The organism is Psychromonas aquatilis (assembly GCF_038155185.1).
Lineage (GTDB): Bacteria > Pseudomonadota > Gammaproteobacteria > Enterobacterales > Psychromonadaceae > Psychromonas > Psychromonas aquatilis.
On the sequence record NZ_JBAKAZ010000034.1, the window covers coordinates 1 to 14,857 of the forward strand.

11 protein-coding genes and 1 pseudogene are annotated in these 14,857 nt (G+C 37.7%); 9 read left to right on the forward strand and 3 right to left on the reverse strand.

Annotated features, from left to right (window positions below):
- The first annotated feature begins 223 nt into the window (after positions 1–223).
- Positions 224–520 carry a hypothetical protein gene (locus V6256_RS09800; RefSeq protein WP_341598035.1) on the forward strand — a complete coding sequence of 99 codons (297 nt, stop codon included), beginning with the start codon at positions 224–226 and terminating at the stop codon, positions 518–520.
- A gap of 90 nt (positions 521–610) precedes the next feature.
- Here V6256_RS09800 and V6256_RS09805 read toward each other — a convergent pair whose 3' ends face one another.
- Positions 611–1,849, reverse strand: coding sequence for a multidrug effflux MFS transporter (locus V6256_RS09805; RefSeq protein ID WP_341598036.1), 1,239 nt, complete (start codon positions 1,847–1,849; stop codon positions 611–613).
- A 761-nt stretch (positions 1,850–2,610) separates the two neighbouring features.
- Here V6256_RS09805 and V6256_RS09810 point away from each other — a divergent pair.
- The 3 genes and pseudogenes from V6256_RS09810 (at position 2,611) to V6256_RS09820 (ending at position 6,114) form a co-directional block, all read left to right on the forward strand.
- On the forward strand, positions 2,611–4,515 hold the full coding sequence (locus V6256_RS09810; RefSeq protein ID WP_341598037.1) for a RecQ family ATP-dependent DNA helicase: 1,905 nt from the start codon (positions 2,611–2,613) through the stop codon (positions 4,513–4,515).
- 24 nt (positions 4,516–4,539) lie between these two features.
- Positions 4,540–5,349: pseudogene (locus V6256_RS09815) on the forward strand (Cof-type HAD-IIB family hydrolase).
- Between the two features lie 102 nt (positions 5,350–5,451).
- Positions 5,452–6,114 (forward strand): NADPH-dependent FMN reductase, encoded by a 663-nt coding sequence (locus tag V6256_RS09820; protein ID WP_341598038.1) that lies wholly within the window; start codon positions 5,452–5,454, stop codon positions 6,112–6,114.
- A 204-nt stretch (positions 6,115–6,318) separates the two neighbouring features.
- On the opposite strand, the gene aat is transcribed toward V6256_RS09820, so the two are convergent.
- Positions 6,319–7,026 (reverse strand): leucyl/phenylalanyl-tRNA--protein transferase, encoded by a 708-nt coding sequence (gene aat / locus V6256_RS09825; RefSeq protein WP_341598039.1) that lies wholly within the window; start codon positions 7,024–7,026, stop codon positions 6,319–6,321.
- Between the two features lie 87 nt (positions 7,027–7,113).
- Positions 7,114–8,391, reverse strand: a complete 1,278-nt coding sequence (gltA, locus tag V6256_RS09830; protein ID WP_341598040.1) for a citrate synthase — start codon at positions 8,389–8,391, stop codon at positions 7,114–7,116.
- Between the two features lie 348 nt (positions 8,392–8,739).
- On the opposite strand from gltA, the gene sdhC reads away from it, so the two are divergent.
- The 5 genes from sdhC to sucA are packed head-to-tail and all read left to right on the forward strand — an operon-like array spanning position 8,740 to position 14,811.
- Complete coding sequence (sdhC, locus tag V6256_RS09835; RefSeq protein ID WP_341598041.1) at positions 8,740–9,114, forward strand: succinate dehydrogenase, cytochrome b556 subunit; 375 nt, start codon at positions 8,740–8,742, stop codon at positions 9,112–9,114.
- Positions 9,108–9,452, forward strand: a complete 345-nt coding sequence (sdhD, locus tag V6256_RS09840) for a succinate dehydrogenase, hydrophobic membrane anchor protein (protein WP_341598042.1) — start codon at positions 9,108–9,110, stop codon at positions 9,450–9,452. The genes sdhC and sdhD overlap by 7 nt, the downstream gene beginning before the upstream one ends.
- Position 9,453: 1 nt before the next feature.
- A complete protein-coding gene (sdhA, locus tag V6256_RS09845; protein WP_341598043.1) occupies positions 9,454–11,220 on the forward strand; it encodes a succinate dehydrogenase flavoprotein subunit in 1,767 nt (588 codons plus the stop codon).
- 14 nt (positions 11,221–11,234) lie between these two features.
- Positions 11,235–11,948, forward strand: a complete 714-nt coding sequence (locus tag V6256_RS09850; RefSeq protein WP_341598044.1) for a succinate dehydrogenase iron-sulfur subunit — start codon at positions 11,235–11,237, stop codon at positions 11,946–11,948.
- A gap of 52 nt (positions 11,949–12,000) precedes the next feature.
- Entirely contained in the window at positions 12,001–14,811 is a 2,811-nt protein-coding gene (sucA, locus tag V6256_RS09855; RefSeq protein ID WP_341598045.1) for a 2-oxoglutarate dehydrogenase E1 component, read from the forward strand.
- Positions 14,812–14,857: the final 46 nt, after the last annotated feature.

The following is a 14,857-nucleotide window of genomic DNA, read 5'->3' on the forward strand; positions in this document are numbered from 1 at the left end:
CATATCATCTCCTTTGAATATGAACATTAGATCACATTTTTAACGGAATTGGTATTACTATCTCTGTACTTATAGATATTTAACTTTTGCGATAAATGGACATGTTAACCTACAGAACATTACATTTTTTATCAGTGTGTTACATTAATATGTCGTCGTTAGCTTTATATGTAATAGTCATAGTGTAGTATCGAAAACCTAGCACCAAAAAACAGGAGTAGTAATGAGTTTATGTTATGAAGTGGCCATATTTGATGTTGCCGAGAGTAATATTGCACGTGTTATTGAGGTGAGTTTATTGCTGTTTAAAGAGATAAATGCAGACACAGAGCTGATCCTCGATTATAAAATACTACAAAAAACGAACGCAGCAGAACAATTATGTTGGCAATTAACGTGGCGTGATCAAGAAGCCGTCAAGTTTGTTGCTGAGCGTTGGTCATCATATCCTAGCACACCAGCGTTAGAAGCACTGGTAGGTGAAAAACATTATTATGGTCATTTTAGCAGTCTTATTTAAAGACTCAGAAAATCACTATAATAAAGCCAAAACCTCCTCGATTTAGCGTATTTTAGTTAAATTCAAATAGGCTGGCTTTATCTCCTTGAACTATTCAATATATTCGCTTTCTACCGTGATCTTAAGTTGTTTATTTGCATAAATAACGGCACTTAATGCGATGCTTGAGGCAATAAACATGACCACCACTATTGGGCCAAGTTTTCCCATGCTGATAAAAGCGGAGAAGGCACTGATTGAAGCGCCCATCGCACATTGAAAAGCACCTAAAACAGCGGAAGCCGTGCCTGCATCTTTACCGAAGTATTTAAGAAAACAGGCACTTGCGTTAGCCATTACGCCACCATTAGCACTGATCATCATAATAAATGCAATCACGATTGTGGTGAAATAATTGTCTAATACAAAACTAGAAATCACTAACAATACGCCACCAACTAGTTGCATGGTTAAGAAAAAGCGCAGTAGTGTTGAAGGTTCAAAGCGATTAAGTAGTAAGTTATTAATCCGATTAATGACGATCAATCCAATGACATTAGCAGCAAATAATATCGAAAAAGTATCGGTACTTACTTTAAAAATTTCCATGTAAACCATCGATGAATTAGTAACAAAACACATCATCACTGCAAAACCAAATGCTTGGGCAATCATATAGCCAATAGCTTGCTTATGTTTAAAAACATCAATAAATTTAATGCCTTTATGTTTCTCTTTTACTGTTTCTCTTTCAGCTAACATCACCCGTTCTTTGGCTGATTGATGGGGAATATATTTATAACTCATGAACATTGCAAAGCATGAAAAAGCCGTCGCGAAGTAAAAAATAGCATGCCAATTGTGTAAAGATAAAATAAAGTTACCAATGGTCGGCGCAATAGAAGGCGCTATCATCATAATCAAAGATACTAATGCAAAGAGCTTAGCCGCTTCTTTACCGTCAGCATTATCCCTGATAGTAGCAGGCACGCCGACAATGGAAATGCCACCACCAATGGCTTGAATTAATCGCCAAAACCATAAAATATAAATGTTAGTACTTGTGGTTAATAATAAACTGGCCACTGCAAATATCCCGATACCAAATAAAATAATAGGTAAACGCCCGTGTTTATCAGATAACGGCCCACCGATAAGTTGACCAATGGCTAAACCGAAAATATATAAGCTAACAGTAACCGATAACATTGAGATATCGACTTGCATTTCATTGGCGATAATAGGCAATGCAGGTAAATAACTATCAATAGCAAAAGGCGATACGGCATAGATAGAGGATAGCGTGATAATTAATCTTTTGCTTACTTTAAGATTCTTACTGGGTGCCATCAAGACCTCTGCTATTTAGTTATATTGGGTTATATTACTTATATTACTTATAATATAAGTAATATTAGAATTTATATATATTACTTATATTACTTATAATATAAGTAATATTAGAATTTATATATATATTGATCATTGAAGATACGATCAATTAAGGCTAATCCATTAATCCCACGCCTTTCCATACTTTTTTAGCTTCAAAGGTGGCGTCGATATTGATGCTAGCGTTTTATAGAGAAAAGTTGTTAGAAAAACATTAAACATCATATCTAAACTTTAAATAGTATAAGTATTATTTATTGCTAAAGGATTTCAGCAGTTAAATAAATCCTCTAGGCTGTTTTACTCTTCAATGTGATGGAAAAATTGTTCTTTAAGTTAAAGCCAGGCTATTGATAGTGTGTCATTGCGATAGGGCATGTAGATGACATAATCATTGTTAATTGAACCCTGAACATTCTTTATATTTTGAATAAGTGTCAAACGAACAACAAACAATGAGTTTCCATAATCACTTCTTTTACTTCATATCCGTAACAAAGACGCGTTTTAGTCAATCTATATTGTTGTACAGCTATTACTATCATCTGTGTGCTCAAGGTGACAAAATAGCAGTCTATGTTAGTCGCTTAAATCAACGTAAATGATCATAAAATGAAATAGTTGTTCGCTGTAAAGAATGGTTAGGGCATTTTAATTTACTCATGTATTGTTTTCCGCACTATATTTAAAGTTTCTCAGTTATTTGGTCAGGTGTTGTTATGTATTCATCTTTAAAACAGTATTTTGGGTTTGAACAATTTAGACCCGGTCAGGAATCGGTTGTCTCTGCTTTATTAGCCGGACATAGTGCCGCGGCTATTTTTCCTACTGGCTCAGGTAAATCCTTGTGTTACCAACTCCCTGCATTACACCTTCCTCACTTAACATTAGTAGTGTCTCCTTTATTGGCATTGATTCAAGATCAATTAGACTTTTTAGAAGCGAAAGGGATACCTGCGGCAAGTATTCAATCAATGCAAAGCCCTGCAGAATCAGCTTCTGTCTATAAACGTGTCACACAGGGAGAGATAAAAATATTGTTTATCTCAGTGGAGCGTCTTAACAGTGAGCGCTTTAGGGCTTTTTTAAAGAAAATTCCGATTTCTTTGCTGGTGGTTGATGAAGCCCATTGTATTAGTGAGTGGGGGCATAACTTTCGTCCTGATTATTTAAAATTAGCTCAATACCGCGAAGCTTTTTCTATTCAACAAGTTTTGTTACTAACAGCCACTGCGACACAAAATGTAATACAAGATATGGCCAATAAGTTTGATATCGACAAACAACATATCATCTTGACTGGTTCCTATCGCAGTAACTTAAATTTAGCTGTTATAGGTGTGAGCGATGACAATAAATTAAATACATTGGTTCCTTGGATACAAGAGCGGCAGCATATGCCGGGCATTATTTATGTGACGCTACAAAAAACAGCAGAACAAGTTGCAGAGGCATTATTGCAAAAAGGTATTCAAGCGACGGCTTATCATGCTGGCTTAGGCAGTGAAAGTAGGCAATCAATACAACAAGAATTTATGTCAGGAAGGCGTTCGTTGATCGTTGCAACTATTGCTTTTGGAATGGGCATTGATAAAAGTGATATTCGTTTTGTTGTACATTACGATTTACCCAAGTCGATTGAAAATTATGCTCAAGAGATAGGGCGTGCCGGTCGAGATGGGCAACAGTCTGAATGTTTAGTACTTGCTAATAAAAATAACCTCAATGTCATTGAGAATTTTGTATATGGTGATACGCCAGAAAGTAGTGCTATTGATTTCATTATTAATGAGATAACTAACACACAAGGCAATTGGGAAGTGGTGATGAATAGCCTCTCTACACAATCAAATATTCGCCTATTAACGTTAAAAACGTTACTGGTGTATTTGGAGTTGGAAGGGGTACTTGAGCCGGCTTATAGTTATTATGCTGAGTATAAATATAAATTACTGGTGTCGGAAGCGGATTTAGTCAATCGCTTCCATGGTGAAAGGGCGCAGTTTATACAAGCGATTCTTGGTTCATCAGATAGAGCGAGAACGTGGCTAACTATTAACTTTGAAAAAATGCAGCAAATGTATCAAAGTGAACGAAATCGAATATTAACTGCTGTAGATTATTTAGATCAACAAGGTTTAATAGAACTACAAACAAAACAAATGACACAAGTTTATAAAATTGATAAATCGAAAATAGTCCCGTCATTAGCAAGTGATTTGGCAACTCGATTCATCAAAAAAGAAGAAAGTGAGATACAGAGAATTCACTATCTACTTAACTTTTTTGAAAGTGATCAGTGTTTAAATTGGCAACTTGCTAATTATTTTTCCGATACACAGTTGCAACAAAACTGCGGACATTGTTCTGTTTGCGCAGGACAACCTGCAAAAATGCCTGCACTGCAGCGCTTAAAACCACTCAGTGAATTTAATTCGGTGCAGTTAAACATTGAAATTTCAGAAAAATTAGGGGTAAATGATAGTGATGTGCTCAGAGCCCGTTTTTTCTGTGGGTTAACAACGCCTATCTTTACACGAATTAAGGCGCGTCAGTTAAATGGGTTTGCGGCATTGCAACATTATCGATTTTCAGATGTGCTTGAATGGGTAAAATATAAGTAATCAATAAAATATACAGGGACTGATATGTACAAACTTATCGCAATAGACATAGATGGAACATTATTTAATTCAGAGAAAAAGATTTCTAATGAAAATAAAGCAGCTATTGCAGCAGCATAAGCTAAAGGGGTTCGCGTCGTTTTAGCATCAGGCAGGCCAACTAATGGCATGATGGGGGCATTAGCTGAGCTAGATATGATTTCCGATGAGCATTTTGTACTCAGCTATAATGCATCAGTTATTCAAACAGTGAAAACTGAACAAATTATTCACAGTAAAGTATTAACAGGTAAAGATGCAAAGCAATTGGCACTTATTGCTCAACAAGTTGGGACTTTTATTCATGCTTTTTCCCATCAAAAAGGTCTGATTACACCAGAGCACAATGAATTTACAGATCATGAAGCTGAGATTAATCAACAGAAAATCACTCTGTTGGACTTCGAAACCTTAGATGATGACGAAAAAATATTAAAAGTAATGTTAGTAGCAGCACCAGAGAAATTAACCACTGCGGCTAATAAATTACCCATTGAATTGTATGAACAGTTTTGTATTTTACAGAGCACTCCGTACTTTTTAGAATTTCTAAATAGCAACAGTAATAAAGGCATTGGTGTAAGCGCACTGGCTAAATATCTGGGTTTATCAGCAGAAGAGGTTATTTGTATAGGCGATGCTGGTAATGATTTCCAAATGATTCAATATGCTGGGTTAGGCGTTGCGATGGGAAATGCTACAGTTGATATTAAAGCTATTGCAGATCATGTAACTCTGACAAATGATCAGCATGGTGTTGCAGAAGTGATTAATGAGTTTGTATTAAGTCGTTAAACGATTGATACTGGTTAAGATAGTCAAGGTGCCATTAATTTTTGGCACTTTCAATTATGAGTGATAACAGTGTGAGTTTTTAGTGAAATTATTGAGGTTGCCATGAAGATTTTAGTTTTTTTAGGAACAGTTCGAGATAGCACGCCACCAAGACCGGCAAGGCTTGGTTTAAGAGTGGCTAAAGCTTGTGTGACTTGCTTAAAGGAAAGTTATGCCGATTATGATATTGAATTAATTGATCCACTTGATTACCCATTAGACAAAGTATTTAAACCTCAATTTGCCTATGCACATGGAAAAGCTCCCGCAGCTTTAAATGACTTGGCAGAGAAAATAAAAGACAGTGATGCATTTGTAATGGTCTCACCTGAGTATAATCATTCAATGAGCCCGGCATTGGCTAATTTATTGAACCATTTTGGAAGTTCGTTATTTTCCTATAAACCAAGTGCCATTGTTACCTATTCCGCCGGTCAATGGGGAGGGATGCGAGCAGCTGTGAACATGCGTACATTTCTTTCTGAATTAGGGTGTTTGTCTGTTTCTGCCATGATTCATGTACCAAAAGCACAATTGGTATTTACCGAGTCTGGGGATATGCAACCGGAAGAGTCACAAAGTGCATGGTTTGATTACTTTAACAGGACATTTGGGCAACTGGTATGGTGGGCGGGCGCCACAAAACAACATAAACAAACCATTGATCCGCATAGCCAACTTAATAGTTTTAAAACAACACCTGCAGAGCGAAATGCACCGCAGTAGAAGTTATTCATAAAGTATTTTAAAAACCAATAGGATTATTTTTTTACTAAAATTTAACATTTATCACATAGTGATGGCTTTATATGAAGTCACACTGTTGTTTTCTCATTTTATTTATAAAAAAATATTAAAAGCAAAAGCTTATAAGTTATTTTTTTGATGGTTTTATAACTACACCTTGTTTTTATATATTTATTTTTAGATTTATAGTGAGATTTTTTGCTTATTCCAACAGCTATTATTAATATTTTTTTTAGCATGTTGCTTAAGTTGCTTAACAAAGTTTTCTCTACTATTTCCAGTAACACCTAAACTCTGTAGATGTGTTGTCACCATTTGACAGTCAACTAACTGGCCTTGGTGTTTGGCAAAGTGTCGACACAGTGCAATGAAGGCTAATTTTGAGGCATTAGTTTGTTGATGAAACATAGATTCACCACAAAAGACGCCACCAATATTAACACCATAAAGCCCGCCAACTAAGTCTTGGTCATTCCATATTTCGATGGAATGCGCTACACCTAATTGATGTAACTCTTGATAGGCTGCTTTTATTGCAGGGCTGATCCAAGTTTCTGCTTGTGTTTTACGCGGTAAAGCACAAGCATTAACAACTTCTGAAAAAGCATAGTTAACAGTGATGGTAAGCGACGTTTGCCTAATAAACTTCGCCATACTTTTACTGATATGAACTTGTGTAGGGTTAATGATTGCCCGCTCAGAAGGGCTCCACCATAAAATAGGATCACCTTCAGAAAACCAAGGAAAAATAGCTTGCTGATAGGCGCTGATTAGACGTTCAGGACTTAAGTCACCGCCTACGGCGAGTAATCCATCTGGTTCATCTAGTGCACCCGAAACAGGTGGAAATGAAGTGTCATTTAGTGATAAAGCAATTAGTTGTTTGTTCATTATCTTCAAATTTTTTTGAAAAAAAAGCCAGTAAAAATACTGGCTTATATAAATTACAATGCAATGCCACTAAGTGGCGCTACAGTGTTATTTTTCAGGGTAAGTAAGATCAACTTCACCTGTGTACATTTGACGTGGACGACCGATTTTTTGACCTGGTTGATCAAGCATCTCTTTCCAATGTGAAATCCAACCAACAGTACGAGATACAGCAAAGATTACTGTAAACATAGTACGTGGGATACCCATTGCACGTAAAACGATACCAGAGTAGAAATCTACATTAGGGTAAAGTTTTTTCTCGATGAAGTATGGGTCTTCTAACGCAATACGCTCTAATTCCATTGCCACATCTAATAATGGATCTTCAATTTGAAGCTCTTCTAGAACTTCATGACATGTTTTACGCATTACTGTTGCACGTGGATCGTGGTTTTTGTATACACGATGACCGAAGCCCATTAGGCGGAATGGGTCATTTTTATCTTTTGCTTTAGCAACAAATTCAGGGATACGATCAACTGAACCAATTTCTTCTAACATTTCAAGACATGCTTCATTTGCACCACCATGAGCAGGACCCCATAGAGAAGCAATACCAGAAGCGATACATGCAAATGGGTTAGCACCTGATGAACCTGCTAAACGTACTGTTGACGTTGAAGCATTTTGCTCGTGGTCAGCATGTAAGATAAGTATTTTATCCATTGCACTTTCTAGTACTGGATTAACAACATATTCTTCACATGGAATACCAAATAACATTTTCAAGAAGTTACCCGCGTAAGAAAGGGTGTTATCTGGGTACATGAAAGGCTGACCGATTGAGTATTTGTAACTCATTGCCGCTAATGTAGGTACTTTCGAGATTAAACGGAAAGCCGCAATTTCACGACAAGACTCGTTCGAAATGTCTAGTGAATCGTGATAGAAAGCTGATAATGCACCAACAACACCAACCATGATAGCCATTGGGTGAGAGTCACGACGGAAACCACGGTAAAAAGCAACTAGTTGCTCGTGTAACATCGTGTGATGTAAAACAGTATGTTTAAATTTCGCGAATTCTTCTGTAGTTGGTAGTTTACCGTTTAATAATAAGTAACAAACTTCTAAATAATCTGATTTATTTGCTAATTCATCGATAGAGTAACCACGATGAAGCAATATTCCTTTGTCGCCGTCAATATAAGTGATTGCAGATTCACAAGAGGCTGTTGCTAGAAAACCTGGGTCATATGTGAAGTATCCAGCTTTTCCTAAGCTACGGATATCAATTACATCATTACCAGCTGAGCCTCTCAAAATAGGCAGTTCTACAGTTTTATCTCCCGGCAATTGAAGTATTGCAGTTTTATCCGACATTCTTTTCTCCCTTGTCATAAACATAAAAAAATTTTAACACAATTTCGATGACCATATTTTTACAGTCAAAATTTGGACTTGTCAAATTTAACATTTGAACTATGGGATCTACGCTATGAGTTTCAATGATGATATTGATAATATAAAATACCACTACAAGTTATGCCAAGTCTCTGATAATCTGAGCTTACAGCAAATGAAATTTTGTGTTTTTTTATCATATTTAGTCAATAGTGTGGTATTTAGCTCACAAAGTTTGAAACTTTACGTCACGTTTTGTTAACATTGTGATAACAATAGCGTTTGTGAAACAACCCCTAACTTTTAGCCATTAATAAGAGAGTCATTGTGCGCAAAGAGAGACCTAAAAATTTAGACCTGTCAACGGTCAAATTTCCCATTACTGCAACTGCATCTATTTTGCATCGTGTTTCTGGGATAATCGTATTTATTGCCTTGGCAATATTCCTATTCATTTTAAACTGCTCGTTATCATCAGCCCAAGATTTTCAACTTGTTCAAGGTTACCTTGATACGTTTATAGTTGAATTTGTATTTTGGGGTGCATTAACTGGTCTTGCTTATCATGCGGTATTTGGTGTTCGCCATATGATTCAAGATTTAGGTTACTGGGAAGAAATGGACAGTGCAGCATTAAGCGCGAAAGTAGGCTTTGCTATTACTGCTGTATTATCAATTTTAGCGGGGGTTTTAGTATGGTAAAGGTTGCAGGTACTTTTGGACGAAGTGGTGTGCATGATTATTTATTATTGCGTGCCAGTGCGGTTATTTTATTAGCCTATATTTTATATCTTGTTGGTTTTATCGCCTCTGCAGATATCACATATCAGGTATGGACAAACTTTTTCTCTTTAACATTTACAAAAGTAATGACCTTATTGGCATTACTTGCGATGTTAGTCCATGCATGGATTGGTATTTGGCAAGTATTAACGGATTACGTTAAATGCACTTTACTACGTGGCACATTACAATTTGTGTTAACGACAGTGGCATTTGCGTACGTTGTTTTTGGTTTTGTTATTTTGTGGGGTGTTTAAGGTGAGTTTACCAATTCGTGAATTTGATGCGATAGTTATTGGTGCTGGTGGTGCAGGTATGCGCGCGGCATTATCTATTTCGCAAGAAGGAAAAAGCTGTGCGTTGATTACTAAAGTATTCCCAACGCGCTCTCATACCGTTTCTGCTCAAGGTGGTATTACTGTAGCACTAGGTAATTCTCATCCAGATAACTGGGAATGGCACATGTACGATACTGTTAAAGGTTCTGATTTTATCGGTGACCAAGATGCTATCGAGTTTATGTGTAACGAAGGGCCAGATGCTGTTCGTGAACTAGAAAATATGGGACTACCATTCTCTCGTTTCGAAGATGGTTCTGTATATCAACGTCCATTTGGTGGTCAATCTAAAGAGTTTGGTGGTGAACAAGCTGCACGTACAGCAGCAGCGGCTGACCGTACAGGCCATGCTTTATTACATACGCTTTATCAACAAAACGTTAAAAACAAAACAACCATCTTTTCAGAGTGGTATGCACTTGACCTAGTTAAAAATGACGATGGTGATGTAGTAGGTTGTACAGCTATCGATATCGAGTCTGGTGAAGTTTGCATGTTTAGAGCACAAGCTACAGTACTTGCTACTGGTGGTTCTGGTCGTATTTATGCTTCAACAACGAATGCTCACATTAATACTGGTGACGGTGTTGGTATGGCATTACGTGCTGGCGTTCCTGTACAAGATATGGAAATGTGGCAATTCCACCCAACCGGTATAGCGGGTGCGGGTGTATTGGTAACAGAAGGTTGTCGTGGTGAAGGTGGTTATCTTTTAAATAAAGATGGCGAACGCTTTATGGAACGTTATGCACCAAATGCTAAAGATTTAGCTGGTCGTGATGTTGTAGCACGTTCTATCATGATTGAAATTCGTGAAGGTCGTGGTTGTGAAGGTCCTTGGGGAACGCACATTAAACTAAAACTAGATCACTTAGGTGAAGATGTTTTAGAGACGCGTTTACCAGGTATTTGTGAATTATCACGTACATTCGCACATGTCGATCCTGTTCATGAGCCCATTCCAATTATTCCAACATGTCATTACATGATGGGTGGTGTACCAACAACAGTGAATGGTCAAGTATTAAAACTTGATGAAAATGGTAAAGATGTAGAAGTGAAAGGATTATTTGCAGTAGGTGAAATTGCAAGTGTATCTGTACACGGCGCTAACCGTTTAGGTGGTAACTCTTTATTAGACTTAGTAGTATTTGGACGTGCTGCTGGTAAACACTTAGGTAAAGTACTTGAAAAAGAAAATACCGCTAAAGCACCAACAGATGAAAATATTGAAGCAGCATTAGAGCGTTATAATCGATGGGAAAAAGGTGATGGAACAGAGTGTCCAGACCAAATTCGTAAAGATTTACAACAATGTATGCAAAATAACTTCTCTGTATTTAGAGATGGTCCAGCAATGGCTGAAGGGCTTGCAGAATTACGTAAACTACGTGAGCGTTTAAAAAATGCCAAATTAAGTGATAAAAGTGCTGAGTTCAATACTAACCGTATTGAATGTTTAGAGCTTGATAACTTAATGGAAACGGCATTTTCTACTGCACTAGCAGCAAACTACCGTACAGAAAGTCGTGGTGCACACAGTCGCTTTGACTTCCCAGATCGTGATGATGCAAATTGGTTACACCATAGTATCTTCAACCCTGAAACAGAAAGTATGTGTAAACGTGACGTTAATATGGCGCCAGTGCTACGTGAAGCTTTCCCCCCTAAAGCGCGTGTTTACTAAGAAGGTTTTAAATTATGAATGTTACATTTTCTGTTTATCGTTATAATCCTGATGTGGATGCCAAACCATATATGAAGGACATGAGCCTTGAGATACCTGAAGGTTCTGACATGATGGTATTGGATGCGCTAATTGCATTAAAAGAGCAAGATAAATCATTGTCTTTCCGTCGTTCATGCCGTGAAGGTGTTTGTGGTAGTGATGGTTTAAATATTAATGGTAAAAATGGTTTAGCATGTATTACACCACTTTCAGATGTATTGTCTAAAGGTAAGGTAGTACTTCGCCCATTACCGGGTTTACCAGTAGTACGTGATTTAGTAATCGATATGACACAATTTTATACTCAGTATGAAAAAGTGAAACCTTTCTTAATTACTGATGACCGACAACCACCTGCAGGAGAATTTAAACAGTCTCCTGAGCAACGTGAAAAACTGGATGGGTTGTATGAGTGTATCTTATGTGCATGTTGTTCAACTTCATGTCCATCATTCTGGTGGAACCCTGATAAGTTTATTGGTCCAGCGGGTCTATTAGCTGCATACCGATTCCTTATCGATAGCCGTGATAGTGCAACTGAAGAACGCTTGTCGAATTTAGATGATGCTTTCAGTGTTTTCCGTTGTCACAGTATCATGAACTGTGTGAGTGTTTGTCCTAAAGGGCTAAACCCAACTAAAGCGATTGGTAAAATTAAATCAATGCTTTTACAACGCGCAGTTTAATTTTTTAAATAAACATTATTAATTTAGATATTAATAAATATAAGGAATGTTAATGCCAACTAATGTTATGGAAACTTGGTTAGCCTCATCGCATCTTTCCGGGGCAAATTCTACTTATATTGAAGATTTGTACGAGTCTTATTTAGAAGATCCATGTTCAGTGGATGCTAATTGGCGCGAAGTCTTTAATGAATTACCAAGTGTGAGTGACTTACCAGAAGAGCGCCACTCAGTTATCCGTGAGCAAATGAAGCATGCGGCTAAATCGCCAAAAAGTTTTGTATCGCCACAAGGTGCTGTTCATAATGACGCTAAACAAGTAAAAGTATTACAACTGATTGGCGCGTATCGTAATCGCGGGCATGAAGTTGCAAACTTAGATCCACTGGGTTTAGCGAAAACTGAAACAGTTAAAGAACTAGACCCGTTTTATCATGACTTAAGTGGCTCTGACTTAGACGCCAACTTTAATGTTGGTTCGTTTGCCGCTGGTAATGAAACCATGATATTAAAGGATCTAATCGCTTCTTTAAAAAGAACCTACTGTGGTTCACTGGGTGTGGAATATATGCACATCACAGATACTGAAGAAAAGCGTTGGATTCAAAATCGAATTGAGTCTAGTGAAAGCCGTCCTTCTTTTAGCAATGAAGCAAAACAACGTTTCTTAGAAGAATTAACAGCAGCGGAAGGTTTGGAACGTTACATCGGTTCAAAATTCCCTGGTGCTAAACGCTTCTCGCTAGAAGGTGGTGACTCTTTTGTTCCTATGCTAAAAGAATTGATTCGTCGTTCTGGTGAGCAAGGTGCTGAAGCCGTTGTTATTGGTATGGCTCACCGTGGTCGTTTAAATGTTTTAGTGAACGTACTTGGTAAAAAACCAACGGACCTTTTCAATGAGTTTGCTGGTAAACATGCAAATATTGATGGTTCAAGTGATGTAAAATACCACCAAGGTTTCAGTAGTGACTTTAAAACACCTAAAGGTAACGTACATTTATCTTTAGCATTTAACCCGTCACACTTAGAAATTATCAACCCGGTAGTATTAGGGTCAGTTCGTGCTCGTCAAGAACGTTTAAACGGTATCGGTGAAAGTGTTTTACCTATTACTATCCACGGTGACTCTGCCATTGCTGGTCAAGGTGTTGTGCAAGAGACATTTAACATGTCACAAGCGCGCGCATTTAAAGTAAGCGGTACAGTGCGCATCGTTATCAATAACCAAGTTGGTTTCACTACATCTAACCGTGAAGACACGCGTTCAACACGTTACTGTACTGATATTGCAAAAATGGTTCAGGCGCCTATCTTCCATGTAAATGGTGATGATCCTGAAGCAGTAATGCATGCAACTCAAATCGCAATTGACTTCCGTAATAAATTCAAACGCGATGTTGTGATTGATTTAGTTTGTTACCGTCGTCATGGTCACAATGAAGCTGATGAGCCAAGTGCAACGCAGCCATTGATGTACCAAAACATCAAAAAACATCCTACACCACGTCAAATCTACTCTAAGCAGTTAGAAAGCGAAGGTGTTATCAGTGCGGAAGATGCTAAAACGTTAGTGTCTAACTACCGTGATGCACTGGATAATGGTGAGTGTGTTGTTAAAGAATGGCAATCAATGCAAGGTAACTCAATTGATTGGACTCCATACCTTAAACATACTTGGCAGTCTCCTTATGAGGCTGGATTCCAGAAAGATCGCTTACGTGAACTTGCTGAATCAATTAGCCAATACCCAGAAGATCAAAAACAACACGCTCGTGTAGCTAAAATCTACAAAGATCGTTTGTTAATGGCACGTGGTGAAAAACTATGTGACTGGGGTTTTGCTGAGAACTTAGCATATGCAACATTATTAGACTCTAAATATAACATTCGTCTAGTAGGTCAAGACTCTGGTCGTGGTACGTTCTTCCATCGTCATGCTGTACTGCATGAGCAAAGTGAAGCAGGTCGTTACATTCCGCTTCAAAATATCTCTGATGAGCAAGGTCATTTTGACGTGCATGATTCAGTTTTATCTGAAGAAGCAGTATTAGCATTTGAATACGGCTACTCAACATCGGCTCCAAAAGGCTTATGTATTTGGGAAGCACAGTTCGGTGATTTTGCGAATGGCGCACAGGTTGTATTTGACCAATTCTTATCATCTGGTGAACAAAAGTGGGGCCGTATGTGTGGTCTAACAGTATTGTTACCGCATGGTTATGAAGGTCAAGGTCCTGAGCATTCATCTGCTCGTTTAGAACGTTACTTACAATTGTGTGCTGAGCACAACATGCAAGTGTGTGTTCCTTCAACACCGGCGCAAGTTTACCATATGCTACGCCGTCAAGTAATTCGCTCTATGCGTCGTCCACTGATTGTGATGTCTCCTAAATCATTACTACGTCATCCAATGGCTGTTTCAAGCTTAGATGAACTTGCTTCAGGTACATTCATGAATGCAATTGGTGAAGTTGATGAGCTAGATTCAAAAGCAGTAGACCGCGTTATCTTATGTAGTGGTAAAGTTTACTATGAACTATTAGATAAACGTCGTGATGAAAAACTAAATAATGTCGCTATTGTACGTATTGAACAACTTTACCCATTCCCAATGGATGAATTGAACTCAATACTTGAAGAGTATGCACATGTGAAAGATTTTGTTTGGTGTCAAGAAGAACCACAAAACCAAGGTGCGTGGTACTGTAGTCAACACAACTTCCGTAGTGTGCTACCAGAAGGTGCAAGTTTACAATATGCTGGACGTGCTGCATCTGCATCTACAGCGGTTGGTTACATGTCTTTACATGTTAAACAACAAAAAGCATTAGTTAATCAAGCACTTGGTTTTGATGAAGAATAATCAAAATTAAATTAATCAAATAATAAAATATTATAGTAGGAAAGTT